The sequence below is a fragment of the Sedimenticola selenatireducens genome (genome assembly GCF_007625115.1).
GTDB classification, from domain to species: domain Bacteria; phylum Pseudomonadota; class Gammaproteobacteria; order Chromatiales; family Chromatiaceae; genus Sedimenticola; species Sedimenticola selenatireducens_A.
Genome location: NZ_VMNH01000010.1, coordinates 1 through 25,128, shown reverse-complemented (window position 1 = coordinate 25,128; position 25,128 = coordinate 1). Strand labels below are relative to the sequence as shown.

Genomic DNA, 25,128 nt, shown 5'->3' with positions numbered 1-25,128 from the left:
TTTTAGAATGGGCGATTGAGCCGGTTATTTGGAGTTTTTTCACATGTTTCAAGGCAGTATGGTAGCGCTCGTTACCCCAATGCGGGAAGACGGCAGCGTTGATGAGAATAGCTTGCGTGCGCTGGTGAACTGGCACGTTGAGCAGGGTACCGATGCCATTGTAGCTGTGGGCACGACAGGTGAGTCTGCAACCCTGGATGAACAGGAGCATTGCGAAGTCATACGGCAAGTTGTCAGCTATACCAATAAGCGGGTGCCAGTCATCGCCGGGACTGGTGCAAACTCCACGACAGAAGCAATCCAGCTGACGCGCTGTGCTAAAGAAGCCGGTGCAGACGGTTGTCTATTGGTCACCCCTTATTACAACAAACCCACCCAGGAAGGGCTTTTTCAGCACTTCAAAGCGGTAGCAGAGGCTGTGGATATTCCCCAGCTACTGTATAACGTCCCGGGCAGAACGGCTTGCGACATGCTGCCGGAAACGGTAGGCAGACTCTCTGCAATAAAGAATATTGTGGGCATCAAGGAGGCGACCGGGCAACTGGATCGCGTTGCGCAGTTGAAGGCGTTGTGCGGCGGCGATTTTGCACTCATTACCGGCGATGATGCGACATCCCGTGAATTTATTCTGCTGGGCGGTGTCGGAACCATTTCAGTGACTGCCAATATTGCACCCGCGGCCATGCATCAAATGATCACGGCGGCAAGGAATGGGGATGCTGATGAGGCCGCCCGTATAGACGCTACGCTGGCTGCGCTGCATCGTGACCTGTTTTTGGAATCGAATCCAATTCCGGTTAAATGGGCGTTGGCTGAGATGGGTCTTATACCCAAGGGTATTCGTCTGCCATTGACATGGTTTGCTGAGGCTTATCAAGCCCCGTTGCGCCAATCAATGGTTGCCGCCGGTATTCTCTAAAAAACGCCCGCATTGAGGCGATAATAAGGTTTATTTAAATAATGGCTTTGAACTACCGAAACAAACTGGTTTCACTCTTGATTGCCAGCTTGGTTGCTGGCTGCGGTGCACTTCCGAGTGTGGAAGATGTTTTACCTGACCGCAAGGTTGAGTATAAGAAGGCTAAAGATGCGGGTACTAATCTGGAGATACCCCCAGATCTCACCAAAAGCACGATCAATGATCAGCTGGTTATCCCAGGCTCTTCTCGTGCCGAGGCCACAACGCTTTCGGGACAGCTGGAACGGGAACGGATTCAGGGCAGGGTAGCCACTCGAACTGGTGTATTGCCTAAGATAGAGAAGATCGAGGTGATGCGTGATGGCAATCAGCGCTGGTTACGGATCCAGGGCTCGCCCGATGATGTCTGGTATAAGACGGTCGCCTTCTGGCAAGAGAATGGCATTCTGTTATCGCAACAGGATCCGACGGTCGGTGTGATGGTGACCGATTGGTTAGAGAATCGTGCCGATATCAAGAATGATTTCATCACCGATAAGATTCGGTCGGTCTTTGAAGGGGCCTATTCGGCAGCTACACGTGATCAGTACCGTCTGCGCATAGAACCGGCCACTACTGATGGAATCACTGAGCTCTACCTTACTCATCGGGGTATGGAGGAGAAGTACATCCTAGATGGCGGCGGTGATCCAGAGCGAACTGTTTGGAATCCCCGGCCCACGGATCATGGGCTTGAAGCAGAAATGCTTCGCCGTATCATGAACTATATGGGAGTCGCTGATCAGCAATCCCGCTCTTCACTGGCGCGGACTGGTGCGGTTCAGGCTCGCTCAAGGCTGGTTCGCAACAGCAGTGAAGTGCTACTGCTGATGGATGAAGAGCTGAACAGGGCCTGGCGACTGACAGGTGTTGCCCTGGATCGTGTCGGCTTTGCGGTAGAGGATCGCGACATCACAAAGCGGGTCTATTATGTGCGTTACAACGATCCATTAAAGGAGACAGAAGAGCCTGGTCTGTTATCCAAGTTGGCATTCTGGCGTGATAATGATCAGAACATCGATAAAGAGAGTCAGTATCAGGTGGGGCTGGAAGCAGATGGGCGCGGAACCCGCGTAGAGGTCAGGAATAAAGAGGGTGTACAGGAGAATTCTGAAACGGCCCTGCGTATTCTGACGCTTCTGCATGAGCAGCTTCAGTAAGATACTTCGATAGATAGCGGATGATTTAGTGCGTTTTGCCTCATTGGGTAGTGGTAGTCGGGGGAATGCCACGCTCATTGAGGGTGGTGGTACCCGCTTGCTGCTGGATTGTGGCTATCCGGCCCGAGAGGTTGTGCGGCGATTGGCGTTGCTGGATGTAATGCCGGAGAGTTTGGATGGGATTCTGGTCACCCATGAACACCAGGATCACATCAGGGGCGTAGGACCTCTGGCTCGACGGTATGGCATCCCCGTGTGGATTACCCACGGTACCCATCAACAGAACCGTTGCGGAGACCTGCCTGAGCTGAGGCTGATTCATAGTCATCAGTCCCCCTTCGAAATTGGGGCACTCACCGTGCAGCCCTATCCCGTTCCCCATGATGCACGTGAACCGGTGCAGTATGTATTTGCAGAATCCGACTGCCGGTTGGGCGTTCTCACTGACACGGGGATGATTACACCCCACATCCAGGAGATGTTATTAGGCATCAATGCCTTGTTGCTTGAATTTAATCACGATCAAGCAATGCTAGCCTCTGGGCCCTATCCACCGTCCCTACAGCGTCGGGTAGGAGGTCGGTTGGGTCATCTGAATAATGAGCAGGCCACCGCACTGCTGGCGGATATTGATCATGATCGGCTGCGTCATCTTGTGGTGGCGCATGTGAGCGAAAAAAATAACCACCCTGATAAAGTGCGGGAGTCGATTCTAAGTCGATTGCCACAACTGGCCTCACGACTTACCCTGACGAATCAATCAGACGTAAGTCCCTGGTTTGAGGTCTAAAGTATGGCGTTTAAAGCCTGGTTTTTCCCACAAGAGTCAAGATTTCTCCCGGGTCAGCGCTGGATGAATGTGTTATTCAGGACAACTCATCTGGTTGGCTTGGGTGGCCTGGGGGCGGGATTTCTCTACCCGGCGGTGGATCAGAGCTGGCAACTCTATCTTTACCTGACGCTCATCTCTGGTGTGGGTTTGTCCCTTATATCGATCTACTCAAATGGTATCTGGCTCTTTCAGCTGAGGGGGCAGGCGGTATTCGTCAAACTGCTGCTGTTGGCTCTGATATCCCCCTTTCCTGAATTGAAGGCTGAGCTGTTTATCCTGATTATCCTCATCTCCGGGTGGATTGCGCATGCCCCGGCGCGGATACGCTATTACTCCCTCTATCATCGGCGTCGTATCGAATCACTTGATTGAGTAAAAAACGCGCATTTTCCACTGAGAGGGGTCCGTTACGGGGCGGAAATTTTCATCGGCTTGGAGTATCATTGCCGATTTGGTTTTCCATTCACCAATAAGGTACTCCATGCTCACTCTTCGTGGTGCTCCAGCCCTTTCAGATTTCCGTCTTAATAAACTCGAACGACGTCTTGTCGAGGCCGTAGGTCGCCCGGTCGGGTTGTATGCCGAGTTTATTCATTTTGCAGAGCTTAATCAGTCGCTTAGTGGTGACGAGCAGGCCGTTCTAGCACGCGTGCTGCGTTATGGCCCTCATCTTGCCGAGCATGAGCCCGCCGGACAGCTGGTGCTGGTGACGCCACGGGTGGGCACGATTTCGCCCTGGTCTACCAAGGCAACTGATATCGCCCATAACTGTGGGCTAGAGAAGGTTGATCGCCTGGAGCGAGGTATCGCTTATTACCTGACACTGGAGGGTGGTGCGTCGCTTAGTGAAACTGAACTTTCACTCGCGCAGTCAGCCCTGCATGACAGAATGACCGAGATGGTCTTTTCCGAAATGGACGAGGCCGTTTGTCTCTTCATAAAGGCAGCACCAAAACCCTTTACCACGGTCGATGTGCTGGGTGGCGGTAAGCTGGCCCTGGAAATCGCGAATGGCCAACTTGGGCTGGCACTCTCCGATGATGAGATAGAGTATCTGGTGGAGAGTTTTCAGGGATTGGGGAGAAACCCAACCGATGTGGAGTTGATGATGTTTGCTCAGGCCAACTCTGAGCATTGCCGGCATAAGATTTTTAATGCGGATTGGATTATTGACGGTGAGCAGCAGACGCACTCGCTGTTCAAGATGATTCGAAATACCACCGAAAAATCACCCGAAAATGTCCTGTCAGCCTATAAAGATAATGCGGCGGTGATGACGGGCCACCAGGGCCAGCGTTGGTTGACTGAGGCGAATACCCATCGCTATCACTACAGCGCAGAGCCTATCCACATCCTGATGAAGGTGGAGACCCATAATCATCCGACCGCCATCTCACCAGACCCAGGTGCTGCAACCGGTTCGGGTGGCGAGATTCGTGATGAAGGTGCGACGGGGAAAGGTTCTAAACCAAAGGCAGGTCTGACCGGCTTCTCGGTATCCAATCTTCGGATTCCGGGTGCCGAACAGCCGTGGGAAGAGAATTTCGGAAAGCCTGATCGAATAGTCTCCGCCCTGGATATCATGCTTGAAGGGCCCATTGGTGGTGCATCATTCAATAACGAATTTGGTCGACCCAATCTGTGTGGTTACTTCCGAACCTTTGAAGAGCGGGTGGCGGGTCCGGAAGGCGATGAGCTGCGGGGATATCACAAGCCGATCATGTTGGCGGGTGGCCTGGGTAATATTCGCGAAGAGCATATCAAGAAGCACGATTTCCCCGCCGGTTCGCCACTGATTGTGCTGGGTGGACCGGCCATGCTGATTGGGCTGGGGGGTGGTGCCGCATCATCCATGGCCAGTGGCACCTCCGCTGAAGATTTGGACTTTGCCTCTGTTCAACGCTCCAACCCCGAGATGGAACGCCGTTGCCAAGAGGTCATTGATCGTTGTTGGGGACGAGGAACAGATAATCCGATTCTGTTTATTCATGATGTTGGCGCGGGTGGTATCTCCAATGCCTTGCCAGAACTGGTGCATGACGCAGGACGTGGCGGTCGTTTTGAGCTACGCACCGTGCCCAATGATGAGCCCGGTATGTCACCCATGGAGATCTGGTGTAACGAGGCGCAGGAGCGCTACGTGATGGCGATTGATATTAATCGCCTGGACGAATTCAAACAGATCTGCGAGCGTGAGCGTTGCCCCTATGCGATCGTCGGTGAGGCCACGGATGAAGAGCATCTGCTGCTGGGTGATGCCCATTTTGAGAATAATCCCATCGATATCTCCATGCCGCTGCTGTTTGGTAAGCCGCCACGCATGTTACGCGATGTCAAGCGACGCACCTTCCACAAACCCGCGCTTGATTTTAGCGGTGTAACTTTGCATGAGGCTGCGGGGCGTGTGTTACGCCTACCTTCTGTAGCCAATAAAACCTTCTTGATCAGTATCGGCGATCGCTCAATTACCGGTCAGGTAGCGCGGGATCAAATGGTCGGACCCTGGCAAGTGCCTGTTGCAGACCTGGCCGTTACCTTGTCCGATTACGTCGGGCATGCGGGTGAGGCGATGGCCATTGGTGAGCGTACCCCGCTGGCGTTGATTGATGCTCCAGCCTCTGGTCGTATGGCCATTGGTGAGGCCATTACCAATCTGGCGGCAACAGCCATAGAAAAGATCAGCGACATTAAACTCTCTGCTAACTGGATGGCGGCGGCCGGTCATGTCGGTGAAGATGCCAATCTCTATGCCACCGTTAAGACGGTGGGTATGGAATTGTGTCCGGCTCTCGGAATATCCATACCGGTCGGTAAGGACTCCATGTCCATGAAAAGTGTCTGGCGGCAGGAGAGTGAAGAGCGCGCCATGACGGCACCCCTCTCCTTGATCATCAGCGGTTTTGCCCCGGTTACGGATGTGCGGCGAACACTGACGCCCCAGCTACGGGTCGATCAGGGTGACACCGATCTTATTCTGATTGATCTGGGTAAGGGGGCGAATCGTTTGGGTGCGTCTGCACTGGCGCAGGTCTACCGACAAGTTGGGCGACAGGGTGCGGATCTGAATGATCCGCATGCACTGAAGCAGTTCTTTGCGGTAATACAGGATCTGAATCAAGACGACCTGTTGTTGGCCTACCATGACCGATCAGATGGCGGCCTGTTTACCACCCTCTGCGAAATGGCATTTGCAGGCCACTGCGGTGTAACTGTGCAACTGGATGACCTGGCTGACGATGATTTGGCCGTACTGTTTAATGAAGAGCTTGGGGCGGTGATTCAGGTACGACACAATGATACCGATGCGGTCCTCAAGCAGTTCCATGATGCGGGTTTAGGTCATCATGCCTATCTGATCGGTACGCTGAATGATCAGGATCGCATTGAAATTCAGCGAGGAAAACAGGCACGGCTGAATATGACGCGTATTGAATTGCAGCAGGCTTGGTCAGAGACCACCTTCGCCATGCAGCAACTGCGCGATAATCCAACTTGCGCCCAAGAGGAGTTTGACCGTATTGCCGAGGCAAGCGATCCAGGTGTTCAGGTCAGACTGAGCTTTGACCCAGCGGAGGATGTGGCTGCCCCAATGATCAATACCGGGGTTCGGCCTGAGGTAGCGATTTTGCGCGAGCAGGGCGTTAATGGTCAGCTTGAGATGGCCAATGCGTTCCACCGGGCAGGGTTCGACAGTATTGATGTGCACATGTCGGATATTCTCTCAGGACGGGTAGCGCTGGACCGGTTTAAGGGATTGGTCGCCTGTGGTGGCTTTTCCTACGGTGATGTATTAGGCGCCGGTGAAGGGTGGGCCAAATCGATCTTGTTTAATCCCCGGGCCAGAGATCAGTTTCAGGCCTATTTTGAGCGCCAGGAGACCTTCTCCCTGGGTGTCTGCAATGGCTGCCAGATGCTCTCCAATTTGCATGACCTGATACCGGGTGCAGAGAACTGGCCGCACTTTGTACGGAATCGTTCTGAACAGTTTGAGGCGCGTTATGTGAGCGTCAAAATTCAACAGAGCGCCTCTATCCTGTTGCAAGGTATGGCCGGCTCGGTGTTGCCGATCGCTGTTGCCCATGGCGAAGGAAGGGCGGAGTTCCGCGATGTGCATCATCTGGACTCGGTCGGCCAGCAGGTCGTAATGCAATATGTGGAGAACAGTGGTGAGATCGCCGAGCGTTATCCTGCCAATCCCAATGGTTCCCCACTGGGTATCTCTGGCCTGACCAGTCAAGATGGCCGCGTCACCATCATGATGCCCCATCCGGAGCGCGTGGTTCGCAGTGTAACCAACTCCTGGCATCCCGATAGTTGGGGCGAGGATGGGCCTTGGTTGCGACTGTTCCGTAACGCTCGTGTCTGGCTCGGCTAGCTGTCTCCGATTCAGGCAGATTGTTAGCACCGCCGGAAATTATTCACAACGGCGCTAACTTGGATAGCAGAATGAGATGCACTAAGGACAGTTTATAAATGCCCTCCACAATGAGCGCAGCGTTTAGGGCCTCTATACCGGTGATGTTCGGCTATGTGCCCTTGGGCATGGCCTTCGGTATTCTGTTTCAGAATCTGGGTTATGAGTGGTTTTATGCGCCGCTGATGGGTTTGACGGTCTATGCCGGGGCGGCCCAGTTTATGGCGGTGGGGCTATTGGCTGCTCAGGCCTCGCTGTTCGAAGTGGCGGTCTCCACGTTCATCCTCAATTCACGACATATGTTTTTTGGTGTCTCACTTTTGGGGCGTTATCGTGCCAAGGGCCTTAAAAAGCTCTATCTGATCTTTGGCCTGACAGATGAAACCTATTCGCTGATTACCAGTACCCATGCGCCAGAAGGGCACGATGAGCAGGATTATTACCTTGCGCTGACTGCGCTTAACCAGTCTTACTGGGTTACGGGTTGCGCCTTGGGTGCCCTGTTTGGTGCCAATGTAGAGTTTGATACCACGGGGATGGACTTTGCGCTGACAGCACTGTTTATGGTGTTGATGATTGAGCAGTGGAAAAAGTTGCGCGAACCCTATCCGTTTGTGGTCGCTCTGATCTGTGGTTTGGTGGCACTGTTGTTATTCAAAGAGCAAATGTTGCTGGTCTCTATCGCGCTTTCCATTACGCTGCTGTTATTCCGCAATAGAACAACGCAGGTGATGTCATGAGTCAGACAGGCTATCTGCTGGCTGTTTTTCTGGTGATGATGATTGCAACGTTCATCACGCGGCTGATTCCATTTGTAGCCTTTCGTAATAAAAGTGATCATCCCCTGCTGATGTATCTGGGGCGCTATATGCCACCGGCGATCATGACCTTGCTAGTGCTTTATAGTCTCAAATCCCTTGATTTTACGCAGACTCCGTATGGGGTGAATGAGTTGTTGGCGCTGTTGTTGACGACGTTGCTGCATCTCTGGCGGGGTAATGCCTTACTGAGTATCTTTAGCGGGACACTCTTATACATGGCTGCCGTGCAATTTGGCTGGTTTATCTAGTCCGTAAATCAGGATTCATTCTTCTGTTCAAGACTGGCGTGCTGATCTTCCTGTGCCCCGGCGAATTTCACCAGCACCATGCCGCAGAATTTTTCCTCATGGTAGACCTCAACCCGAAAGAGTGTGCCGCTCAGATCCACGGAGAAATGGCGCGATATGTGATCACGCTTTATCTCATAACCCACTTCGTTATCTATTCCTTTGCGGGTCCAGCCAATCACATTGATGCGATAGCCTTCAAGCGGGTCCACTGAAAAGTGCTCGGCCACCGTCACAATGCTCCCAAGGTTGACGTTGGAGCGGCTACCGTCAACGTGCATATCAATAGCGTTCAGGCTCGTGTCATATTCAAAAAACTGAGGATGCAAGAAAGTCAGATTCCGGTTGCCATAGTTAACATGGTAACCATTGCCTTTGCTGGTGATCGCAACCAGGGGGTTGCTAGCCGTAAACTCAATTCGAGCATCACGTTTCATTGGGAGATAGTTGATGCGTCGGCGCGCTTCGGCAACATCCAGAAGCAGTCGGTTCTCATGTAACGCAATGCGAATATTATTATCAATAGTCTGCTTTACAAGCAGTGGTTCCAGTTTGAATGAGCGTGTGAACTTTATCCCCAGTCGCTGCATAAAGGCTTCCAGGGCATTTAGGTGATAGTAGACCCGTTCATGGGTAGGCAGGTTCTTGCTGGCTTCGATACCAACGGCGGCTTTGCCATTATTGATGGCGTAGTAGGTAAGGGTTTTTTCCATTTCGGCATTGCCTTGCCGAGTGTGGGTGTTTTTTACGTGGTAGCGGTGTTCCTCACTGAGTAGCTGTTGATTGACCTGTTCTGTGACTTCGCGGGCAAAGGTTCCAACGTCGGAGTATTTCGGTGTGTCGAGCTTCTCCTGGTCAATAATAATGCTCTGCCCCCAGCGATTTGGATTGTGCTGACTGTCAATATTTTGTGAGCGATAGAAGCCGCTGCCATCATGCATGTTGAAGATGAAGTCCACTTCAGGTGAGCGTATCAGTGACTTAATGCGCTCTACCTCTGAATAGTCCGGGTCCGTCGTTTTCATGCGTGCGAACTTGCGGTTCATATCGCCATAGACGCCGCGAGAGCGTTTTATAATGCTTTCGAAATTAAGGTTTGGTACTACCCAGATACTACCCTGGGTAACTTGGTAATCGGTTGCTAGGAGTGATGCGGCATGAAATCCACCCGGTTCATCACCCTGTATACCGCCCACCACCAGGATCGTAGGTCCGGGGACACCCGAGTCTATTTTGTGCAGGCTGAACTCAAGGCGGTCATCGGCCAAGACACTTTGGGTGAACAGTAACAGAAGTAGGAGCGTCAGTTGCTTCATGTCAGCCTATCTTGATATGCCAGGGTTCGAAGCGAACGCCCAGCCGATTGTCGATGGGATAGCGGATGTCGATGTAGCCAAGATCGGTGAGTCGCCGGAATTCTTCTGTTGCAGCAAAGGCCTCGGTAAAGTTGAGGCTACCCCAGCCGTTACGGCCGACGTCGAAATCCCCGGTTCCATGGAAAGAGTAGCCGGGTGGAGCCAGAGAGCGTGACGCGAGTGAGAGATTACCTTCGTTGCGGCTTGCCTTGTCTAGAAACAGACTCATCTGTTTAACAACTCCACGGATGCCCGAGGTAAGCACAACCTGCTCACCGACCTTGCTGCGGATGTCATTGTAAAGTTCAGTGGGTCTGCCGCGAAAAAGAAAATGCCCTGACCCGGGTATCTTACGAACATCCTGACGGTCAATCGATGCCGTTAGTTTTTCCATCGTCTTCTCGCCTGAGAAACCATAGATGCCTGCATCCTCATAGAACAATTGCTCAATCAGTTGTGTTTCTCGAGGGGTAAAAGAACCAACCCGCGAATAGCGATTTGATAAATCGAGCGCCTCATCAAAACTGATAATATTGAAGTTTCCGTACCCAACAACGCGCTGAATCCTTTTCAGGCGTTTGCATACTTGATTGAGAATGACCTTGTCTTGATCACTGGTCAGGATATCCTGATGGTAGTGGTCATCCGGGAAACGCATGCGGTAGAGATAGTCCTTGATAGACGCGTCATCTGGCTGGGGTTCGCCCGCTCTTAAGGTCGGTAGCTGGGCTGCCAATGTTCCCAGGGTAATGGCCTGAATAAAACGTCTACGCTGCATGCGATCGCCCTTGCTGCCGGTCATGGATCGGCAGCCACTGTCGTATTTTCCAGGCTTCAGCTCCGGCCTTTGTTTCAGTCACTTTCAACCCGTATCGCTAATACGTCACACTTTGCCAGATGAAGCACGCCATTGGCGGTTGATCCGAGCAGCAGCTGTAGACCATGTCTTCCGTGACTACCGATAATAATCAGGTCGGCATTCAACTCATCAGCAACGCGGACGATCTCCCGTTTTGGTGTTCCAATCTCTACTTGTTGCTTGGCGTTTTTTAGCATGTGCTGATCAATCATTGCCTGCAGTTTCGTCTCCGCCTGTTTGGCGAGACGCTGATCCAGGTCCAGATCTTCTGGTAAAGGGATTTCACCGGTGTACATAGCACCTGTGTACTCTACAACATGTACCAAAGTCATCTGGGCGTCGTTGATTTTCTGTTGCTCGATCGCCTTTTTAAGTACGGTTTCAAACTCCTTGGAAAAATCGACAGCAAGTAAGATGTGTTGATAGTTAGCCATGTTGTTATCTCCTCTATTCCCTACCTCCATTATGGTGTGACCAGGTTTTTTTTGCCAGAGCAATTCAAAGGAGAGATGATATGGGTTAACGAATTGATTTTTATATGTAAATAAACAGCAAGTGGATGTTTTTTATGTTTGGAGAGCGGCTGTGTGGTAGCAGGTTATGAACTTGCCTGCTCAGGCAAATTTCCGTAGTCTGCAATCATCACCCATTTAGGATATCACCATGTGGCGTCGGACCCTGTTGTTCTTCCTGCTGCTAATACAGCTATTTGGCCCTATCCAAGCAGAAGACCAGGTCATTAGGATCGGTGTGCTGAGCCATCGGGGTAATGAAGCCACCTACGCCATGTGGGCACCTACCGCCACCTATTTGAGTAGGGTGGTACCAAGATATCAGTTCGAGATAGTTCCGCTCGATTTTGATGAGGTAGATCCTGCCGTCAAGTTTGGTCAGGTTGATTTTATCCTCGTTAACCCCGGTATCTATGTCAACCTGGAGGTGCGTTATCGTATTTCGCGTATTGCCACACTCAATAATCAGGCAGGTGATGTGGCGAATAACGTATTTGGGGGTGTCATTTTCACGCGACAGGATCGTCATGATATCAATACGCTTGCCGATCTGAAGGGGAAAAGCCTGTTGGCGGTTGACGTGATTTCGTTGGGAGGATTTCAGACGTCCTGGCGTGAATTAAAGGCTATCGGTCTGGATCCCTACAAAGATATGGCATCACTCAGTTTTGGTGGTATCCATGATGATGTGGTGCGTGCTGTCAGGGATGGCCGGGTTGATGTGGGGATGGTTCGTACGGACATCCTCGAACGTATGGCCGCCGCCAAGCTGATCAACATCCATGACTTTAAAATCATCAATCCCAAGGTGAATCCTGGTTTTCTGCTTAATCGCAGTACCCGACTTTATCCGGAGTGGCCGTTCAGTAAAGTATTGCATACCTCTAATGAGCTGGCCCAAAAAGTTGCGGTTGCTCTATTGAACATGCCGAAGATCCACCCAGCCGCGAAGGCGGGTAACTATGCCGGTTGGACCATACCACTGGACTATCAATCGGTACATGATCTGTTAATAGATCTACATCTCCCTCCCTATGAGTATTCCGGACGATTTACCCTGCTGGATGCGATAAAAAAATATTGGTATTGGTTGTTGGTAACGTCAGTGTTTGTTGCTTTCATGCTGTTTATGACGGCCTGGGTCTCGCGTCTCAATCGGGAGTTAAAGCAGGCCAAGTTGCATCTTGAGCAGCAGTATGAGCTGATTCTAAATTCTGTGGCGGATGGTATTCTTGGGGTAGATATGGAGGGCAATACCACCTTCGCCAATCGGGCAATGACGCAAATCACTGGGTGGGCAGTAGAAGAGCTGCTTGGTAAGAATCAACATCAAATCTTGCATCATACCCGTGCAGATGGCACCCCTCACCCCGCTGATCAATGCCCGGTCTATGCGACTTGCAGGGATCAGATTCCCCGTTTTGTCAATGATGATGTATTCTGGAAAAAAGATGGTGGCAGTTTTCCGGTGGAGTATTCCAGCACACCGATTAAGAATGCCCAGTTTAAGACGGTTGGCAGTGTTGTGGTGTTCCGTGACATCAGTGATCGTAAAAGAATCGATGAAGAGGCAAGACAGCACCAGGATGATCTGGCTCATGTGGCGCGTTTGAGCACGATGGGTGAAATGGCATCGGGGATCGCCCACGAGATTAATCAACCGTTGACGGCTATAGCGACCAATGCACATGCCTGTATCCGCATGCTGGAGAGCAACAACGGAGAGACTGAACGAGTGATTGATGTGATGGAACGTATTGGTGCGCAGGCGGCACGGGCCGGCAAAATTATTCGTCACCTCCGGCAATTTGTAAAAAAAGAGCAGCCTGAGTTAAGTCTGATTGATATTAATGAAGTGATTAATGAAGTGATCACGCTACTCCGTACGGAGATTCGTAAGGCCGGTGTCAGAATTGATCTGGAGTTGGATGAACATGTAGGTGCGGTGCTCGCCCAACATGTCCAGATCGATCAGGTGATCCTGAACCTGGCAAGAAATGCGATAGAAGCCATGTTAGAGGTACCTGAAGGGACGCGCGTGCTTAATATTTCTACCCGGAATCTACAAGACGGTTATGTAAAAGTGGTGCTGCGTGATACAGGGCCGGGATTGGATGCCTCGATAGCCGATCAACTGTTTAATCCCTTTGTTACGACAAAATCAAATGGCATGGGGCTGGGTCTGTCTATCAGTCAGGGGATCATTGAAGCGCATAAGGGCCGTATCTTTGTCGAATCAGATAGCCGTAAAGGAGCCACCTTCGTGTTCCAGTTGCCAACGTCACAAACAAGAGAGACAGCGTCATGAGTGAGAGTACGATCTTTATTGTCGATGATGACCAGGAAGTGCGGGAAGCGCTTCAGCTATTGATGGAATCTGTTGGCCTCAAGGTAGAGCTGTTTGATTCGGCGGGGAGCTATCTCAAGCAGTTTGACCCGACCCGTCCTGGTTGTATCGTGGTGGATGTGCGTATGCCAGGAATGAGTGGGTTGGATCTGCAGATGCAATTGACAGAAGAAGCACTTTGCCCACCTATTATCATCATTACGGGACATGGTGATGTACCGATGGCTGTGCGTGCCGTGCAGGCAGGAGCGATTGATTTTATCGAGAAACCTTTTAATGATCAGTCCCTACTGGACAGTGTACATCGAGCCCTTGAGCATGACGCACGTCAACGGGGCGAGGCTTCCCATATTGCTGATATTGAAGCCAAGTTGTCGCGTCTTACACCTCGTGAGCGTGAGGTGCTCGAACTTGTAATACAGGGGTTACGAAATAAACTTATTGCCTCAGAGCTTTCAGTGAGTCAATCCACTGTTGAAGCGCATCGGGCAAAGGTCATGGATAAGATGGAAGCGAAAACATTATCAGACCTGATGCGTATGATGTTGACGCTGGAATCCCAATAGCTGTACTACTGCGTCCACTTTTTTGGGTGTGATAGTGCAAGCGAATCTACCTTATAAAACACCTTGTTTTTTACCCTCCACTGTTCCGGTACGCTGTGGTACCTGTAACTCAAAAACCAACAACAGTCTGTTGACTATCCGAACTAAAGAATGGAAAAGCGGATTTACATGGGTAGCCTCCCAAGTGCGGTTAAGGTAAACCCCAATATCAGCGGCTGTATGTTCCAATTTTCAACAAGCAAATCACTTTCCATAATCAGGTACGTCTGAAAATCTGCCCCGGGAAGATCTGGCCGTAGCGACCCTGCCGACAGCAATCTTCCTGAGTAAAGCAATAAACTAGGCAGACTGACGACATCACTGACCGGTTGTCCGATAACAGGGCGTGCAGGGAAGCACACAGGCTAACGTCCTACCATTGGGCAAGCGGTCACCTTTCAGCATCCGCCTAAGGAGGAGATGATGAGAAAAATGGTCAGACTGGTTTCAACACTGGTCGTCATCACATCAGCAGCATGGTTAACCGCCTGCTCAAATAAACCCGTAACAAAACAAGAGCCGGCCGCGATGGCAGCACCGTCTGATCCAAAAATCGTGGCAGCAGGCAAGGCCATTGCAACCGGTCGCAGTCAAGGCAATTGCCTTGCTTGCCACATGATCGAGGATGGCGAATCACCAGGCAACATCGGCCCGCCCCTGATTGCCATGAAAGCCCGTTTTCCTGATAAGGCCAAGCTACGTGCTCAGATCTGGGATGCAACGGCGGCTAACCCGGAGTCTGCAATGGTGCCATTCGGCCGCTTCAAGGTCTTAACAGATGACGAGATTGATAAGGTCGTTGAGTATATCTGGACACTCTAGAGACAACGCTCACGCAACTGCTTACTGCTACCGGAAGAGAGACTATGAAAAAGCTACTGATCAGTTTGGCCGTGCTGCTAGTAACGGCCGTGTCGGCACAGGCCGGTCCCGAAGAGGATCGTATGGCCTTCATTAAATATTATAAGGGCAAGTTCCCCAACGTGCCGATGGAGGAGTACGCCAACGGCGCTTACGCCATCGACCCAGTCGGGCGAGAGAACTGGGAAGCGATCGAAGAATTCCCTCCCTACGAGCCGTTCATCGATCGTGGGCAGGTGATGTGGGAAAAACCGTTTGCCAATGGCAAGGGCTATAAGGACTGCTTTCCCGATGGTCCGGCGATTGCCCACAACTACCCACGCTGGGACCGGGAGCAGGGGCTGGTGATGACCCTGCCGCTGGCACTGAACCAGTGCCGCAAGGCCAACAGCGAGAAGCCCTTGAAGTACAAGAAGGGGCCGATCAACGACATCCTCTCCTACATTGCCTTCCAGTCCCGGGGCAAGGTGGTTAATGTCGAAGTCCCGAAGGATGATCCACGTGCAATGGCCGCCTATGAAGATGGCAAGAAATTCTACTTTACCCGCCGCGGCCAGCTCAACTTCTCCTGCGCCACCTGCCATGTTCAGAACACCGGGCTCAAGGTGCGTACCGAGATCCTCAGTCCCTCGGTCGGTCATATAACCCACTGGCCGGTGTACCGCTCCAAGGTCGATTGGGGCACCGTGGGCACCCTGCACCGTCGCTTCACTGGCTGCAACAAGAATATTCGTGCCAAACCGATGAAGGCGCAGGGTCCGGAGTACCGCAACCTGGAGTATTTCCTCAGTTACCTGAGCAATGGTCTGGAGCTTAACGGGCCCGGCGCACGAAAATGAGCCTGCTGGATAAGTACAGAATCAGACAAGCAGAGAATCTGGAGAAGACTATGAACAGAGTACAACGATGGGCCGCAGTAGCGATTGTTCTCGGCCTGATGGCTGGCAGCACAGCACTGCTGGCGGGTGAGATGAAGGCGGATGCTGCAACAGCCTCCGAGGCGATTACCCGGGCGGAAGCGGCACAGAAGAAGGCGGATTCGGTCAATGGCGAGTGGCGGGATACTGGCAAGTTCATCAAGAACGCCAAGAAAGCGGTCGAAGAGGGTGACTACGCAAAAGCGATCAGGCTGGCCAACAAGGCCGAGAGCGAGGGCAATCTCGGCTACCAGCAGGCGGTATCGCAGAGCAAGCTGGAGATACCCTCCTACCTGAAGGCAATGTACTGAAGACCGATCACTGAAGGAGAGAGACTATGAAATATGGCAAGGCACTTATCAACCTGATCCTGGCCGGCACCCTGGTACTGGCAGGTCAGGCTCTGGCCGGCCCGAAAGCCAAGATTACTCCGGCGATGGAGTCGCTGGAGGTGATGCACCAGGGGAAGACGGTAACCATTCGTCGTATCGACGATGAAAACGCCACTATCCCGAAGGCATACGCGCGTACTTCACGCCACTGTCCGCCGTTCTGCATCCAGCCGATGCAGCTGGTACCGGGGGTGGACACCGTAGGTGAGCTGGAGGTGCTGGGCTACCTGAAACGGATCAGCAACGGGGACCGCTCGGTGATGCTGGTGGATTCCCGTACCCCGGACTGGATCCAGCGAGGCACTATTCCTGGCTCGGTGAACATTCCCTGGAACTGGATCAATATCGATGTTGCCGGCAACTTCGAGATCGAGGCGGAAGCGGAGACCCTGCACGATATCCTGGTCAAACAATTCAGTGTCCAGGAGATGGATGGCAAGTGGGATTTCCGCAATGCCAAGACCTTGGTGCTGTTTTGTAATGGCATATGGTGCCCCCAGTCATCAGTGAACATAAAAACACTCACGAAAATGGGTTATCCAGCCTACAAGCTGAAGTGGTATCGCGGTGGTATGCAGGATTGGGTTAGCGTAGGCCTGACCACCGTTAAACCCTGAGCATATAGAATCAATACAGGAAACAGTTATGAATAATTTACGCAGATTGATTATCAAGGGTTCCATGGCCGCCAGCACTCTGGGTGTGGCGGTAAGTGCTGGGCTGTTAATGCCAACGACCGTCCTTGCTGCCTGGCCGGCCAAGGCTTTTGGTGCAAAAGATATGACAGAAGGACTTGCCAATTTATTGGGATCTTCTGAAATGATGGAGAGTGGTGATATCAGCATTAAGGCCCCCGAGATTGCTGAGAACGGAGCGGTGGTACCCATTACCGTAACTGCAACCATGGCGGGTGTTGAATCCATCACTATTGCTGCTCCCAATAATCCTGCTCCCCTGGTTGCTAGTTTTGACCTGATGGGTGGAGCGCATGGATATGCATCAACCCGTATTAAAATGGGTAAGAGTGGTGATGTCATTGCTGTGGTCAAGGCAGGTGGCAAGCTCTACACAGCAAAAAAAGGTGTCAAGGTGACCATTGGTGGTTGTGGCGGTTAATGCCGTTTTACAACTCAATCAATTAAACATTAGACACATATTGAGGTATCGATCATGGCATCAAAGAGCATCAAGATTCGCGCAAAATTTAAAGATGGTGTCACCACCGTCAAGGCACTGTTAACTCATCAGATGGAATCTGGATTTCGTAAAGACTCCAAGGCGGGTGGCATGGTGCCGGCTCACTATATTCAGGAAGTAGTCTGTGAAGTAGGCGGCAAGATGGTGATGAACGCACATTGGAGTGGCGGTGTTTCCAAAAACCCCTATCTCTCTTTTAAATTTGATGGCGGTGAAGGCGAAAAACTCAAACTAACCTGGACTGATAACAAAGGTGAGACGGATTCTGCTGAAGAGGCCATCGGTTAGTTTTGATGTTTTGGGAGGTATGCTGCACCTTGTGCAGCAAGTCCAAACCACTGTGAAACGGGCTGTTTCACAGTGGTAAACAATAAGAAATTACAGGCCCTGTCATTGGTTTGATCAGTGCCTGGAAAAAGGTTAATTCACTATGACCCTATCAAGACGAGAGTTCCTGCACCTCATGGGTATGGCAGGTGCGGCTGGATTACTGCCGGGATCACTTCGTGCTTCCAGTCAGCGTCCGACCGATCTCTATGAGATCCCACGGTTCGGTAATGTCTGTCTGATGCACATGACAGATTGTCATGCGCAGTTGAATCCAGTCTATTTTCGTGAGCCCAATGTCAATTTGGGTGTGGGTGGCGCATTGGGTAAAGCACCCCATCTGGTGGGTAACGCTTTTCTGAAGCACTTTGGCGTCACGCCGGATAGTTCGGCGGCTCATGCATTCAGTTATCTGAATTATGATGCAGCGGCTAAAACATACGGTAGGGTCGGTGGTTTTGCTCATCTCGCCAGTCTGGTCAAGCGATTGCGTGCAGAGCGGGGTGATGGTAACTCGTTGTTGCTCGATGGTGGCGATACCTGGCAGGGTTCAGGTACCGCGTACTGGACCCGTGGCAAGGATATGGTGGAAGCCTGTAATCTCCTGGGCGTAGATATCATGACCGGGCATTGGGAGTTCACTTATCAGGACCGTGAGGTCATCGAAAATATCGGTGAGTTCAAGGGTGAGTTCATTGCGCAGAATGTGAAAGTCACTGAAGAGGCGCTGTTTGATTACAAGTTCAGTGATTTTGATGGCTTCAACGAAGATGCGGGCCTCGCTTTTAAGCCGTATACAATGCGCACAGTGAATGGTGTTCGCGTTGCTGTGATTGGGCAGGCCTTCCCCTATACGCCAATCGCCAATCCACAGCGTTTTATACCTGATTGGACCTTTGGTATTCAGGATGAGCGAATGCAAGCCGTAGTTGATCAGGTGCGCTCCAACGAAAAACCCGATCTGGTCGTGGTATTGTCACATAATGGCATGGATGTGGATCTCAAGATGGCGGAACAAGTCACCGGCATTGATGTGATTTTTGGTGGCCATACTCACGATGGTATGCCGGCACCAACGGTGGTTGAAAATAGCTCAGGAAAAACCTTGGTGACCAATGCCGGTTCCAACGGAAAATTCCTCGGCGTTATGGATCTGGATGTGCGTAATGGCAAACTCCAAGGCTTCCAATACCGGTTGGTGCCGATCTTCTCCAATCTTTTGAAAGCTGATCCTGCCATGCAGGCTTACATCGATCAGGTACGTGCGCCTTACAAGACGCAACTTGAAGAGCCTTTGGCGCTCGCTGAAGAGACACTCTATCGGCGTGGAAACTTCAATGGCACCTTTGATCAAGTGATCTGTGATGCATTAAATAAAGTGAATGATGCACAGATATCGCTCTCCCCAGGCTTCCGTTGGGGAACGACCGTCATACCCGGGCAGACCATTACCATGGAAAACGTCATGGACCAAACCTGCATCACCTATCCAGAAACCTACCGTCGAGAGATGAGTGGTGCCGACATCAAGGCGATTCTGGAAGATGTGGGTGATAATCTGTTTAATCCAGACCCTTACTTCCAGCAGGGCGGAGATATGGTGCGGGTAGGTGGTCTGGATTATGTGTGCGACCCCAATCAATCGTTCGGTAAGCGTATCAGTGACATGACACTGGATGATGGCACCAAGATCGAAGCGAATAAAAAATATATGGTCGCCGGTTGGGCAACGGTGGGCTCACAATCACCCGGTCGTCCTATCTGGGATGTGGTCGCCGATTATTTGCGTGATCAGAAACAGGTGAAGATCAATAAACTGAATACCCCAAAGCTGGTTGGCATGAAGGGTAATCCGGGCTTGGAAGATTATCCTGCGGCCTAATCGGCAAAGGGTCGGAGTCAAAAATTGACTCCGACCCGAATGGTACTTACTTAAGCTCAAATGTAGGGTGGGTTAGCGTTTTTTGCGTAACCCACCAAGCGTTGCGCAGCAACACAAGTCGTTTATTTAAGGTGTGCCTGACGGCACCGTTGGTGGGTTACGGCGCAAACAACGCGCCTAACCCACCCTACATTGGATACGAATCTGCTTAAGTAAGTGCTATTCGACTCCGACCCTTATCGGCTTATCTGATTGCACCAAACCCAGCCGCCATTAATATACCCAGCAAAGGCAGGCAGAGTATCCCCGTTAATTCCAGTGTGATAACTGTTTTCATGCCTCTCGGTAGGTCAAGAGTATCCGCATCATTCCCCCGTCGGTTACGAATAAAGAAAACCGTTGGGTAGGCTGAAATCAGCCCGATGACAATGAATAGGCTGTATTTGAAGTGGAAAATCCAGTTGTTCAGATAATAGTCCAGTGGCTTGGCTAGCCAAAGCGCCATTGCCAATCCACTCATTAAAACCAGCAAGGCAGATAATCCAAAAACAATATCGACGCGTGCTAATCGCTTAACCTCTGCACGTGTAAGTATTGGCTTGAGCCGCTGATATTCCAGTAGACAACTGGAAAACAGCAGCAGAATACCGAGGAAGTGAGCGTATTTGGTGATGATGAAAGCCATAGTTATTCTACCTTGCCCAGTACGTCACGTTATCCCACAGATATTTTTTCCGTCCAGTTCTCTGTTGTGGTTGTAAAGTACAAGATCGGCGTATGATCTAAACATTGATCTCACATTCAATGGACGAGCGCAAACAATGTTCCATCCCTTGACCCGAAAATTCACCTATTCTCTGTTGCTGATTGTTTTGATGGCATTGATCCAGTTCGGCACGCTAGATCGGTTGGGTCATGAATACACAGAGGCGGGGTTCAAGCGTGCGCTCGTGGTTTTTGCTTTGAGTCGGGGATTAAATGGGGTTATTTCAGTGGCCCAGGGGACTGAAGTAGCGATAGAACCAGTAGGAATTGGTCTTAATTTTAAACCGGGAGAAATACTGGATCCGGTTAATGATCTAGTCGAGCGATTCTCCTGGGTGATGCTGGCCAGCAGCACCTCGTTTGGTATCCAGCGCGTCCTACTGGATGCTATGGCATCGTCCTGGCTGACTTACATTACGCTTGGAGCGGTAGCCAGCTTGCTATGGGTGCTCTGGTGGCCAAGTCAGTCGCTGATTGGTACACGGAGGTTTTTGTGCCGGATTGCGCTGGTCTTGTTGGTGCTGCGTTTCTCTGTTGCATTGATGGCAATTGGTAGCGAAAGTTTTTATCGTGCATTTTTAGCGCCGCAATACAGTGAATCTCAAACACAACTTGAACAAGCGGCCACTCATATTGGTGAAGTGAATAGTGAGATTCAGCCGCCACTGGCGAAGGCCGATGAACGATCACTGCTTGATGAAGCAAAGCGCGTCTATGAAACGGCTACTCGTGCGATAGATATTGAATCCCGAATGGCCGCATTCAATCAAGCGGCGACCCATATCAGCGAGCATGCCATCCAGATGATCGTGGTATTTCTGATGCAGACCGTGTTATTTCCACTCGCCTCTATCTGGCTGCTTTTACAGCTGTTAAAGCGATTGTTGCGAGCAAGAATGGAGTGGGTAGGGCGCGACTTGAACAAAGAACAAGCCGCGCCGGAGAAGCATTAACGGTCGTGCAGTTCCCGTGCTTGCAAGGTGTTTTCGAGTAGTGTGGCGACGGTCATGGGGCCAACACCGCCAGGCACGGGCGTAATCCACGCCGCCTTCTCGGCCGCCGAGGCGTAATCCACATCACCGCAAAGGGTGCCGTCTTCAAGTCGGTTAATACCCACATCGATCACCAGGGCACCAGGTTTGATCCACTCGCCCTTAACAAAATTGGCTCTGCCCACGGCGGCAACCACAATATCCGCCTTGGAAATCTTCTCTTCCAGATCCTTGGTGCGGCTGTGGCAAACGGTGATGGTGCAGCGGGCGGCGAGCAGCTCCAGCGCCATGGGTCGACCGACAATGTTGGACTGCCCAATAATCACCGCGTCTAGCCCCTCCAGGCGCTGTCCAGTGCGCTCCAGCATGGTCATAACACCCTTGGGGGTGCAGGGGCGCATAATCGGCATACGCAGCGCCAGACGGCCCACATTGTAGGGGTGAAAGCCGTCTACATCTTTGGTGGGTAGAATGCGTTCGGTAACGGTCTCTTCATCGATCTGCTTGGGCAGTGGTAACTGCACCAGAATGCCATCGACATCTTCCCGGGCATTCAATTCATCGATCTGCGCTATAAGTTCGGCCTCGGTCGTCTCGGCGGGCAGTCTGCGCAATTCTGATAGGAATCCTACCTCTTCACAGGAGCGCTGCTTGTTGCGGACGTATACCTGGGAAGCCGGATCCTCGCCGACCAGTATCACTACCAGACCCGGTGGACGCTCGCCAGCCTCAGTCATCCGGCTCACCTGGGCCTTGATGTCGCTGCGAAGATCGGCGGCGATGGCCTTGCCATCAAGGATATTTGCACTCATTTCGTGAGATTCCACTACAGTTTGAAAGGAAGGGGCGCATAATAGCGCGATTGACCACTTTTTTCACCGCGTGAAGCACCCCATTAGCGAATTTTTTCGTTGACTCATTGCAGATGGCTGCGTATTATTCCGGCCTCTTTCGCGATACGGCGAGGGTCCGGTCATCGGGGTATAGCGCAGTCTGGTAGCGCGCCTGCTTTGGGAGCAGGATGTCGGGAGTTCGAATCTCTCTACCCCGACCATTTTTTTTCGATCATGCGCCCGTAGCTCATTTGGATAGAGCATCGGCCTTCTAAGCCGAGGGTAGCAGGTTCGAATCCTGCCGGGCGTGCCAAGTTCTTTACAGTTTATGGTGGGCGTAGCTCAGTTGGTAGAGTCCCGGATTGTGATTCCGGTTGTCGTGGGTTCGAGCCCCATCGTCCACCCCATAAATTGGGCCATTAGCTCAGCTGGTAGAGCAGTGGACTCTTAATCCATTTGTCGTAGGTTCGACCCCTACATGGCCCACCACAATAAAATCAAGGAGTTAGGAGAAATCCCAACTCCTTTGTTTTTTCCCCGGTGCACATCTGGTGCACATTTGAAACGCACTAATCACCCAAAATAGGCAACAAATGATCCTTGCCTGACCCTGATTTGAAATGTTCATTTTGGTGATGTAGAAATATACCTTGGGCGTCGGTCACTGGGCTGTCAGTTGTGGACTTTTGACCCACCCCTATCCCTAATTGCGTATGCAAGCCTAAAGCAGTGAAACTAATACAGCCTCTAATCGCTTGGTCACTGAGCCGTAAACTATCTAAATTGTCTCCCTCCAAACCCCTGAAAAGGACATGAAGGTCGATCGTCTCAATGCAGGAGAACTAAAACAGTGGCTTCAAACAGAACAATTTCAAATGATTGAGCTCTTTAACAAGCTTAAATATGCGGTAGGTTGCACACCTGTGATTTGACATTTACATTTTGGATGGTTATCAGTTACTCAGTACAATAACTATATATGTGACTCTCCTGCAGCCCGTGGACAACACCGGGCGCGGATGACTTGGAACATTAATCAATCCTTGTAAAGGAATACTTAGTTGCAATACAGAAAAGAGATAGATGGTCTACGCGCCATAGCCGTTCTCCCAGTCATATTATTTCACGGAGACTTCTCTGGCTTTAGTGGTGGCTATATCGGCGTTGATATTTTTTTTGTTATCAGCGGTTATTTGATTACATCAATTATTGTAGCCGAAATAAGTAAACAGCAGTTTTCACTTATAAACTTCTATGAACGCCGAGCCAGAAGAATACTTCCCGCACTAAGTCTGGTTTTACTTTTCACCACAATCGCTGCATTTATATTAATGCCTGCCGACTTATTGAAATCTTATTCTCAAAGTCTTGTCTCAGTAGCGACATTTTCGTCAAACATATTTTTCTATTTAACAAGTGGATACTTTTCAACAGTCTCAGATGAAAAGCCACTGCTGCATACATGGAGCCTTGCAGTTGAAGAACAGTATTATATTTTCTTCCCTATCCTATTGATGCTTCTTTGGTCAGCAGGCAAAAAAAACATCATCTCTATACTAGTTGTAATATCTCTAATTTCGCTTTTTCTCTCACAATATTTATCGACAAAAGGCTGGGTAGATGAAAATTTCTACTTGATCTTTAGTCGTGCGTGGGAATTGTTGTTTGGATCTTTAGTGGCTTTCATGAATTTAAAAACGATATCCACGACCAAATTAACGAGGGAAATAATAGGGTTACTTGGGCTTTTACTAATCTTAGTGTCAATATTATTCTTCGACGCACAAACGCCTTTTCCAAGCTTTTTTACTCTAACCCCTGTTCTTGGAACATGCTTCATTATTATCTTCGGGAAGAGTGATACTTTTGTTGGACGATTCCTTTCAACCAGACTGTTTGTATCTGTAGGGCTAATATCATATTCACTGTATTTGTGGCATCAACCACTGTTTGCATTTCTCCGTCTTAAAACAATCGGAGAACCAAGTACTCCGATGCTTGTATCGGCTATCATAGCTACCTTTATATTGTCGTACTTGAGCTATCGATTCATTGAAAAGCCATTTAGAAGCAAAACGTCGTTTAATAGAAAAGCTATTTTTCAATATTCTGCCGCTTCAATCATTCTTGTATTATCGGTGGGACTTTCAGGCCATTTATACCAAGGGTTTCAGGGGCGCTTTGCAAATAATATATATACTGAAACTATCCAACCTAGCCCTAAAAGAAAGGAATGTCACACTAAGGGTGCAGATTACTTGAGTCCTGATGTGTCTTGCAGATACTTCGAAAATAATGTTACTTGGGCAAGTTTTGGAGACAGCCATATAGTGGAACCAACCTATGCTCTTTCTAAAATTCTCGAGCAAGATGGAAAAGGATTATTGCATCTAAGTTTTAGCGGCTGCCCACCTGCACTGCTCTTTGAAGTAAAGCAGCCCGGCTGTTCTAAATGGATTAAAGAATCACTTGTTTATTTAGAAACCAATGATTCTATAAAAAATATCATATTGGGCTTTAGACATAGCGCCTACTTATTTGGCGATCAACTAGATTCATATCCAGGTCTACCAAATGAGAATCCTAATAATCTTTTTAGTGAATCTTTTCGCAGCTCTACTGCCGAAGGTGCAAGAGAAATATATTGGGAAAGTTTTTTTGGAATTATTACACGCTTATTAAAATCAGGAAAAACCGAGTTACCCACGAATAGTAGACACCTTCTATAGTTAGATTTAGGTCTAGCACGGAGATGTCACATGACAAAGCATAGAAAACCAGCCTATACCGAAGAGTTTCGCAGAGAAGCTGT

General features: G+C 50.5%; 23 protein-coding genes and 4 tRNA genes. 22 read left to right on the top strand and 5 right to left on the bottom strand.

Translation table 11 applies throughout. From position 1 onward, the window contains the following. Positions 1-43: 43 nt before the first annotated feature. The 7 genes from dapA (at position 44) to FHP88_RS10075 (ending at position 8,433) form a co-directional block, all read left to right on the top strand. Positions 44-919: a 4-hydroxy-tetrahydrodipicolinate synthase gene (gene dapA, locus FHP88_RS10105; RefSeq protein WP_144358925.1), complete on the top strand. Its 876-nt coding sequence runs from the start codon at positions 44-46 to the stop codon at positions 917-919. A 41-nt stretch (positions 920-960) separates the two neighbouring features. Beyond that, positions 961-2,118 (top strand): outer membrane protein assembly factor BamC, encoded by a 1,158-nt coding sequence (bamC, locus tag FHP88_RS10100; protein ID WP_144358924.1) that lies wholly within the window; start codon positions 961-963, stop codon positions 2,116-2,118. A gap of 28 nt (positions 2,119-2,146) precedes the next feature. After that, positions 2,147-2,908, top strand: coding sequence for an MBL fold metallo-hydrolase (locus FHP88_RS10095; RefSeq protein WP_144358923.1), 762 nt, complete (start codon positions 2,147-2,149; stop codon positions 2,906-2,908). Positions 2,909-2,911: 3 nt separating this feature from the next. Next, complete coding sequence (locus tag FHP88_RS10090; protein WP_144358922.1) at positions 2,912-3,322, top strand: hypothetical protein; 411 nt, start codon at positions 2,912-2,914, stop codon at positions 3,320-3,322. A 109-nt stretch (positions 3,323-3,431) separates the two neighbouring features. After that, the gene (gene purL, locus FHP88_RS10085) at positions 3,432-7,325 is read left to right on the top strand and encodes a phosphoribosylformylglycinamidine synthase (RefSeq protein WP_144358921.1); all 3,894 of its coding nucleotides are present in this window, start codon (positions 3,432-3,434) and stop codon (positions 7,323-7,325) included. 98 nt (positions 7,326-7,423) lie between these two features. Further along, positions 7,424-8,104, top strand: coding sequence for an AzlC family ABC transporter permease (locus FHP88_RS10080; protein WP_260843241.1), 681 nt, complete (start codon positions 7,424-7,426; stop codon positions 8,102-8,104). Further along, positions 8,101-8,433: a branched-chain amino acid transporter permease gene (locus FHP88_RS10075; RefSeq protein ID WP_144358920.1), complete on the top strand. Its 333-nt coding sequence runs from the start codon at positions 8,101-8,103 to the stop codon at positions 8,431-8,433. The genes FHP88_RS10080 and FHP88_RS10075 overlap by 4 nt, the downstream gene beginning before the upstream one ends. A gap of 8 nt (positions 8,434-8,441) precedes the next feature. On the opposite strand, the gene FHP88_RS10070 is transcribed toward FHP88_RS10075, so the two are convergent. The 3 genes from FHP88_RS10070 to FHP88_RS10060 are packed head-to-tail and all read right to left on the bottom strand — an operon-like array spanning position 8,442 to position 11,120. Beyond that, the gene (locus tag FHP88_RS10070; RefSeq protein ID WP_144358919.1) at positions 8,442-9,788 is read right to left on the bottom strand and encodes a M14 family metallopeptidase; all 1,347 of its coding nucleotides are present in this window, start codon (positions 9,786-9,788) and stop codon (positions 8,442-8,444) included. A 1-nt stretch (position 9,789) separates the two neighbouring features. After that, positions 9,790-10,629, bottom strand: coding sequence for a M15 family metallopeptidase (locus FHP88_RS10065; protein ID WP_260843240.1), 840 nt, complete (start codon positions 10,627-10,629; stop codon positions 9,790-9,792). 50 nt (positions 10,630-10,679) lie between these two features. Next, complete coding sequence (locus FHP88_RS10060; protein WP_144358918.1) at positions 10,680-11,120, bottom strand: universal stress protein; 441 nt, start codon at positions 11,118-11,120, stop codon at positions 10,680-10,682. A 229-nt stretch (positions 11,121-11,349) separates the two neighbouring features. On the opposite strand from FHP88_RS10060, the gene FHP88_RS10055 reads away from it, so the two are divergent. The 9 genes from FHP88_RS10055 (at position 11,350) to soxB (ending at position 19,726) form a co-directional block, all read left to right on the top strand. Beyond that, positions 11,350-13,506, top strand: a complete 2,157-nt coding sequence (locus FHP88_RS10055; protein ID WP_260843239.1) for a PhnD/SsuA/transferrin family substrate-binding protein — start codon at positions 11,350-11,352, stop codon at positions 13,504-13,506. Continuing rightward, the gene (locus tag FHP88_RS10050) at positions 13,503-14,111 is read left to right on the top strand and encodes a response regulator transcription factor (RefSeq protein ID WP_144358917.1); all 609 of its coding nucleotides are present in this window, start codon (positions 13,503-13,505) and stop codon (positions 14,109-14,111) included. The genes FHP88_RS10055 and FHP88_RS10050 overlap by 4 nt, the downstream gene beginning before the upstream one ends. A gap of 462 nt (positions 14,112-14,573) precedes the next feature. After that, entirely contained in the window at positions 14,574-14,972 is a 399-nt protein-coding gene (soxX, locus tag FHP88_RS10045; RefSeq protein ID WP_335341581.1) for a sulfur oxidation c-type cytochrome SoxX, read from the top strand. A gap of 44 nt (positions 14,973-15,016) precedes the next feature. Beyond that, entirely contained in the window at positions 15,017-15,850 is an 834-nt protein-coding gene (gene soxA / locus FHP88_RS10040; protein WP_144358916.1) for a sulfur oxidation c-type cytochrome SoxA, read from the top strand. A 50-nt stretch (positions 15,851-15,900) separates the two neighbouring features. Next, a complete protein-coding gene (locus tag FHP88_RS10035) occupies positions 15,901-16,239 on the top strand; it encodes a SoxXA-binding protein (protein ID WP_144358915.1) in 339 nt (112 codons plus the stop codon). Positions 16,240-16,265: 26 nt separating this feature from the next. Continuing rightward, positions 16,266-16,937, top strand: a complete 672-nt coding sequence (locus tag FHP88_RS10030; RefSeq protein WP_144358914.1) for a rhodanese-like domain-containing protein — start codon at positions 16,266-16,268, stop codon at positions 16,935-16,937. Positions 16,938-16,965: 28 nt separating this feature from the next. Continuing rightward, positions 16,966-17,436: a thiosulfate oxidation carrier protein SoxY gene (soxY, locus tag FHP88_RS10025; RefSeq protein ID WP_144358913.1), complete on the top strand. Its 471-nt coding sequence runs from the start codon at positions 16,966-16,968 to the stop codon at positions 17,434-17,436. A gap of 54 nt (positions 17,437-17,490) precedes the next feature. Continuing rightward, positions 17,491-17,805: a thiosulfate oxidation carrier complex protein SoxZ gene (gene soxZ, locus FHP88_RS10020; RefSeq protein ID WP_144358912.1), complete on the top strand. Its 315-nt coding sequence runs from the start codon at positions 17,491-17,493 to the stop codon at positions 17,803-17,805. A 142-nt stretch (positions 17,806-17,947) separates the two neighbouring features. Continuing rightward, positions 17,948-19,726 carry a thiosulfohydrolase SoxB gene (gene soxB / locus FHP88_RS10015; protein ID WP_144358911.1) on the top strand — a complete coding sequence of 593 codons (1,779 nt, stop codon included), beginning with the start codon at positions 17,948-17,950 and terminating at the stop codon, positions 19,724-19,726. A 244-nt stretch (positions 19,727-19,970) separates the two neighbouring features. Here the strand turns inward: soxB and FHP88_RS10010 are convergent, their stop codons facing one another. Next, on the bottom strand, positions 19,971-20,411 hold the full coding sequence (locus FHP88_RS10010; protein ID WP_144358910.1) for a DUF2214 family protein: 441 nt from the start codon (positions 20,409-20,411) through the stop codon (positions 19,971-19,973). A 136-nt stretch (positions 20,412-20,547) separates the two neighbouring features. On the opposite strand from FHP88_RS10010, the gene FHP88_RS10005 reads away from it, so the two are divergent. Beyond that, positions 20,548-21,444 (top strand): hypothetical protein, encoded by an 897-nt coding sequence (locus FHP88_RS10005; RefSeq protein WP_144358909.1) that lies wholly within the window; start codon positions 20,548-20,550, stop codon positions 21,442-21,444. Here the strand turns inward: FHP88_RS10005 and folD are convergent. Beyond that, positions 21,441-22,295 carry a bifunctional methylenetetrahydrofolate dehydrogenase/methenyltetrahydrofolate cyclohydrolase FolD gene (gene folD / locus FHP88_RS10000; protein WP_144358908.1) on the bottom strand — a complete coding sequence of 285 codons (855 nt, stop codon included), beginning with the start codon at positions 22,293-22,295 and terminating at the stop codon, positions 21,441-21,443. The genes FHP88_RS10005 and folD overlap by 4 nt on opposite strands. Positions 22,296-22,460: 165 nt before the next feature. Between folD and FHP88_RS09995 the strand changes: the two genes are divergently transcribed. The 5 genes from FHP88_RS09995 to FHP88_RS09975 all read left to right on the top strand — a co-directional run bounded on the left by FHP88_RS09995 (position 22,461) and on the right by FHP88_RS09975 (position 25,045). Next, positions 22,461-22,537 (top strand) — tRNA-Pro (locus tag FHP88_RS09995). 15 nt (positions 22,538-22,552) lie between these two features. Further along, a tRNA-Arg gene (locus tag FHP88_RS09990) sits at positions 22,553-22,629 on the top strand. A gap of 18 nt (positions 22,630-22,647) precedes the next feature. Then, a tRNA-His gene (locus FHP88_RS09985) sits at positions 22,648-22,723 on the top strand. Positions 22,724-22,729: 6 nt separating this feature from the next. Further along, positions 22,730-22,805, top strand: a tRNA-Lys gene (locus tag FHP88_RS09980). A gap of 572 nt (positions 22,806-23,377) precedes the next feature. Beyond that, complete coding sequence (locus tag FHP88_RS09975) at positions 23,378-25,045, top strand: acyltransferase family protein (RefSeq protein ID WP_144358907.1); 1,668 nt, start codon at positions 23,378-23,380, stop codon at positions 25,043-25,045. Positions 25,046-25,128 lie beyond the last annotated feature (83 nt).

Bases quoted from the DNA above. Each gene is read 5' to 3' on its own strand.
- dapA (WP_144358925.1), top strand. From the start codon at position 44: ATGTTTCAAGGCAGTATGGTAGCGCTCGTTACCCCAATGCGGGAAGAC.
- bamC (WP_144358924.1), top strand. From the start codon at position 961: ATGGCTTTGAACTACCGAAACAAACTGGTTTCACTCTTGATTGCCAGC.
- FHP88_RS10090 (WP_144358922.1), top strand. From the start codon at position 2,912: ATGGCGTTTAAAGCCTGGTTTTTCCCACAAGAGTCAAGATTTCTCCCG.
- purL (WP_144358921.1), top strand. From the start codon at position 3,432: ATGCTCACTCTTCGTGGTGCTCCAGCCCTTTCAGATTTCCGTCTTAAT.
- FHP88_RS10080 (WP_260843241.1), top strand. From the start codon at position 7,424: ATGCCCTCCACAATGAGCGCAGCGTTTAGGGCCTCTATACCGGTGATG.
- FHP88_RS10075 (WP_144358920.1), top strand. From the start codon at position 8,101: ATGAGTCAGACAGGCTATCTGCTGGCTGTTTTTCTGGTGATGATGATT.
- FHP88_RS10070 (WP_144358919.1), bottom strand. From the start codon at position 9,788: ATGAAGCAACTGACGCTCCTACTTCTGTTACTGTTCACCCAAAGTGTC.
- FHP88_RS10065 (WP_260843240.1), bottom strand. From the start codon at position 10,629: ATGACCGGCAGCAAGGGCGATCGCATGCAGCGTAGACGTTTTATTCAG.
- FHP88_RS10060 (WP_144358918.1), bottom strand. From the start codon at position 11,120: ATGGCTAACTATCAACACATCTTACTTGCTGTCGATTTTTCCAAGGAG.
- FHP88_RS10055 (WP_260843239.1), top strand. From the start codon at position 11,350: ATGTGGCGTCGGACCCTGTTGTTCTTCCTGCTGCTAATACAGCTATTT.
- FHP88_RS10050 (WP_144358917.1), top strand. From the start codon at position 13,503: ATGAGTGAGAGTACGATCTTTATTGTCGATGATGACCAGGAAGTGCGG.
- soxX (WP_335341581.1), top strand. From the start codon at position 14,574: ATGAGAAAAATGGTCAGACTGGTTTCAACACTGGTCGTCATCACATCA.
- soxA (WP_144358916.1), top strand. From the start codon at position 15,017: ATGAAAAAGCTACTGATCAGTTTGGCCGTGCTGCTAGTAACGGCCGTG.
- FHP88_RS10035 (WP_144358915.1), top strand. From the start codon at position 15,901: ATGAACAGAGTACAACGATGGGCCGCAGTAGCGATTGTTCTCGGCCTG.
- FHP88_RS10030 (WP_144358914.1), top strand. From the start codon at position 16,266: ATGAAATATGGCAAGGCACTTATCAACCTGATCCTGGCCGGCACCCTG.
- soxY (WP_144358913.1), top strand. From the start codon at position 16,966: ATGAATAATTTACGCAGATTGATTATCAAGGGTTCCATGGCCGCCAGC.
- soxZ (WP_144358912.1), top strand. From the start codon at position 17,491: ATGGCATCAAAGAGCATCAAGATTCGCGCAAAATTTAAAGATGGTGTC.
- soxB (WP_144358911.1), top strand. From the start codon at position 17,948: ATGACCCTATCAAGACGAGAGTTCCTGCACCTCATGGGTATGGCAGGT.
- FHP88_RS10010 (WP_144358910.1), bottom strand. From the start codon at position 20,411: ATGGCTTTCATCATCACCAAATACGCTCACTTCCTCGGTATTCTGCTG.
- FHP88_RS10005 (WP_144358909.1), top strand. From the start codon at position 20,548: ATGTTCCATCCCTTGACCCGAAAATTCACCTATTCTCTGTTGCTGATT.
- folD (WP_144358908.1), bottom strand. From the start codon at position 22,295: ATGAGTGCAAATATCCTTGATGGCAAGGCCATCGCCGCCGATCTTCGC.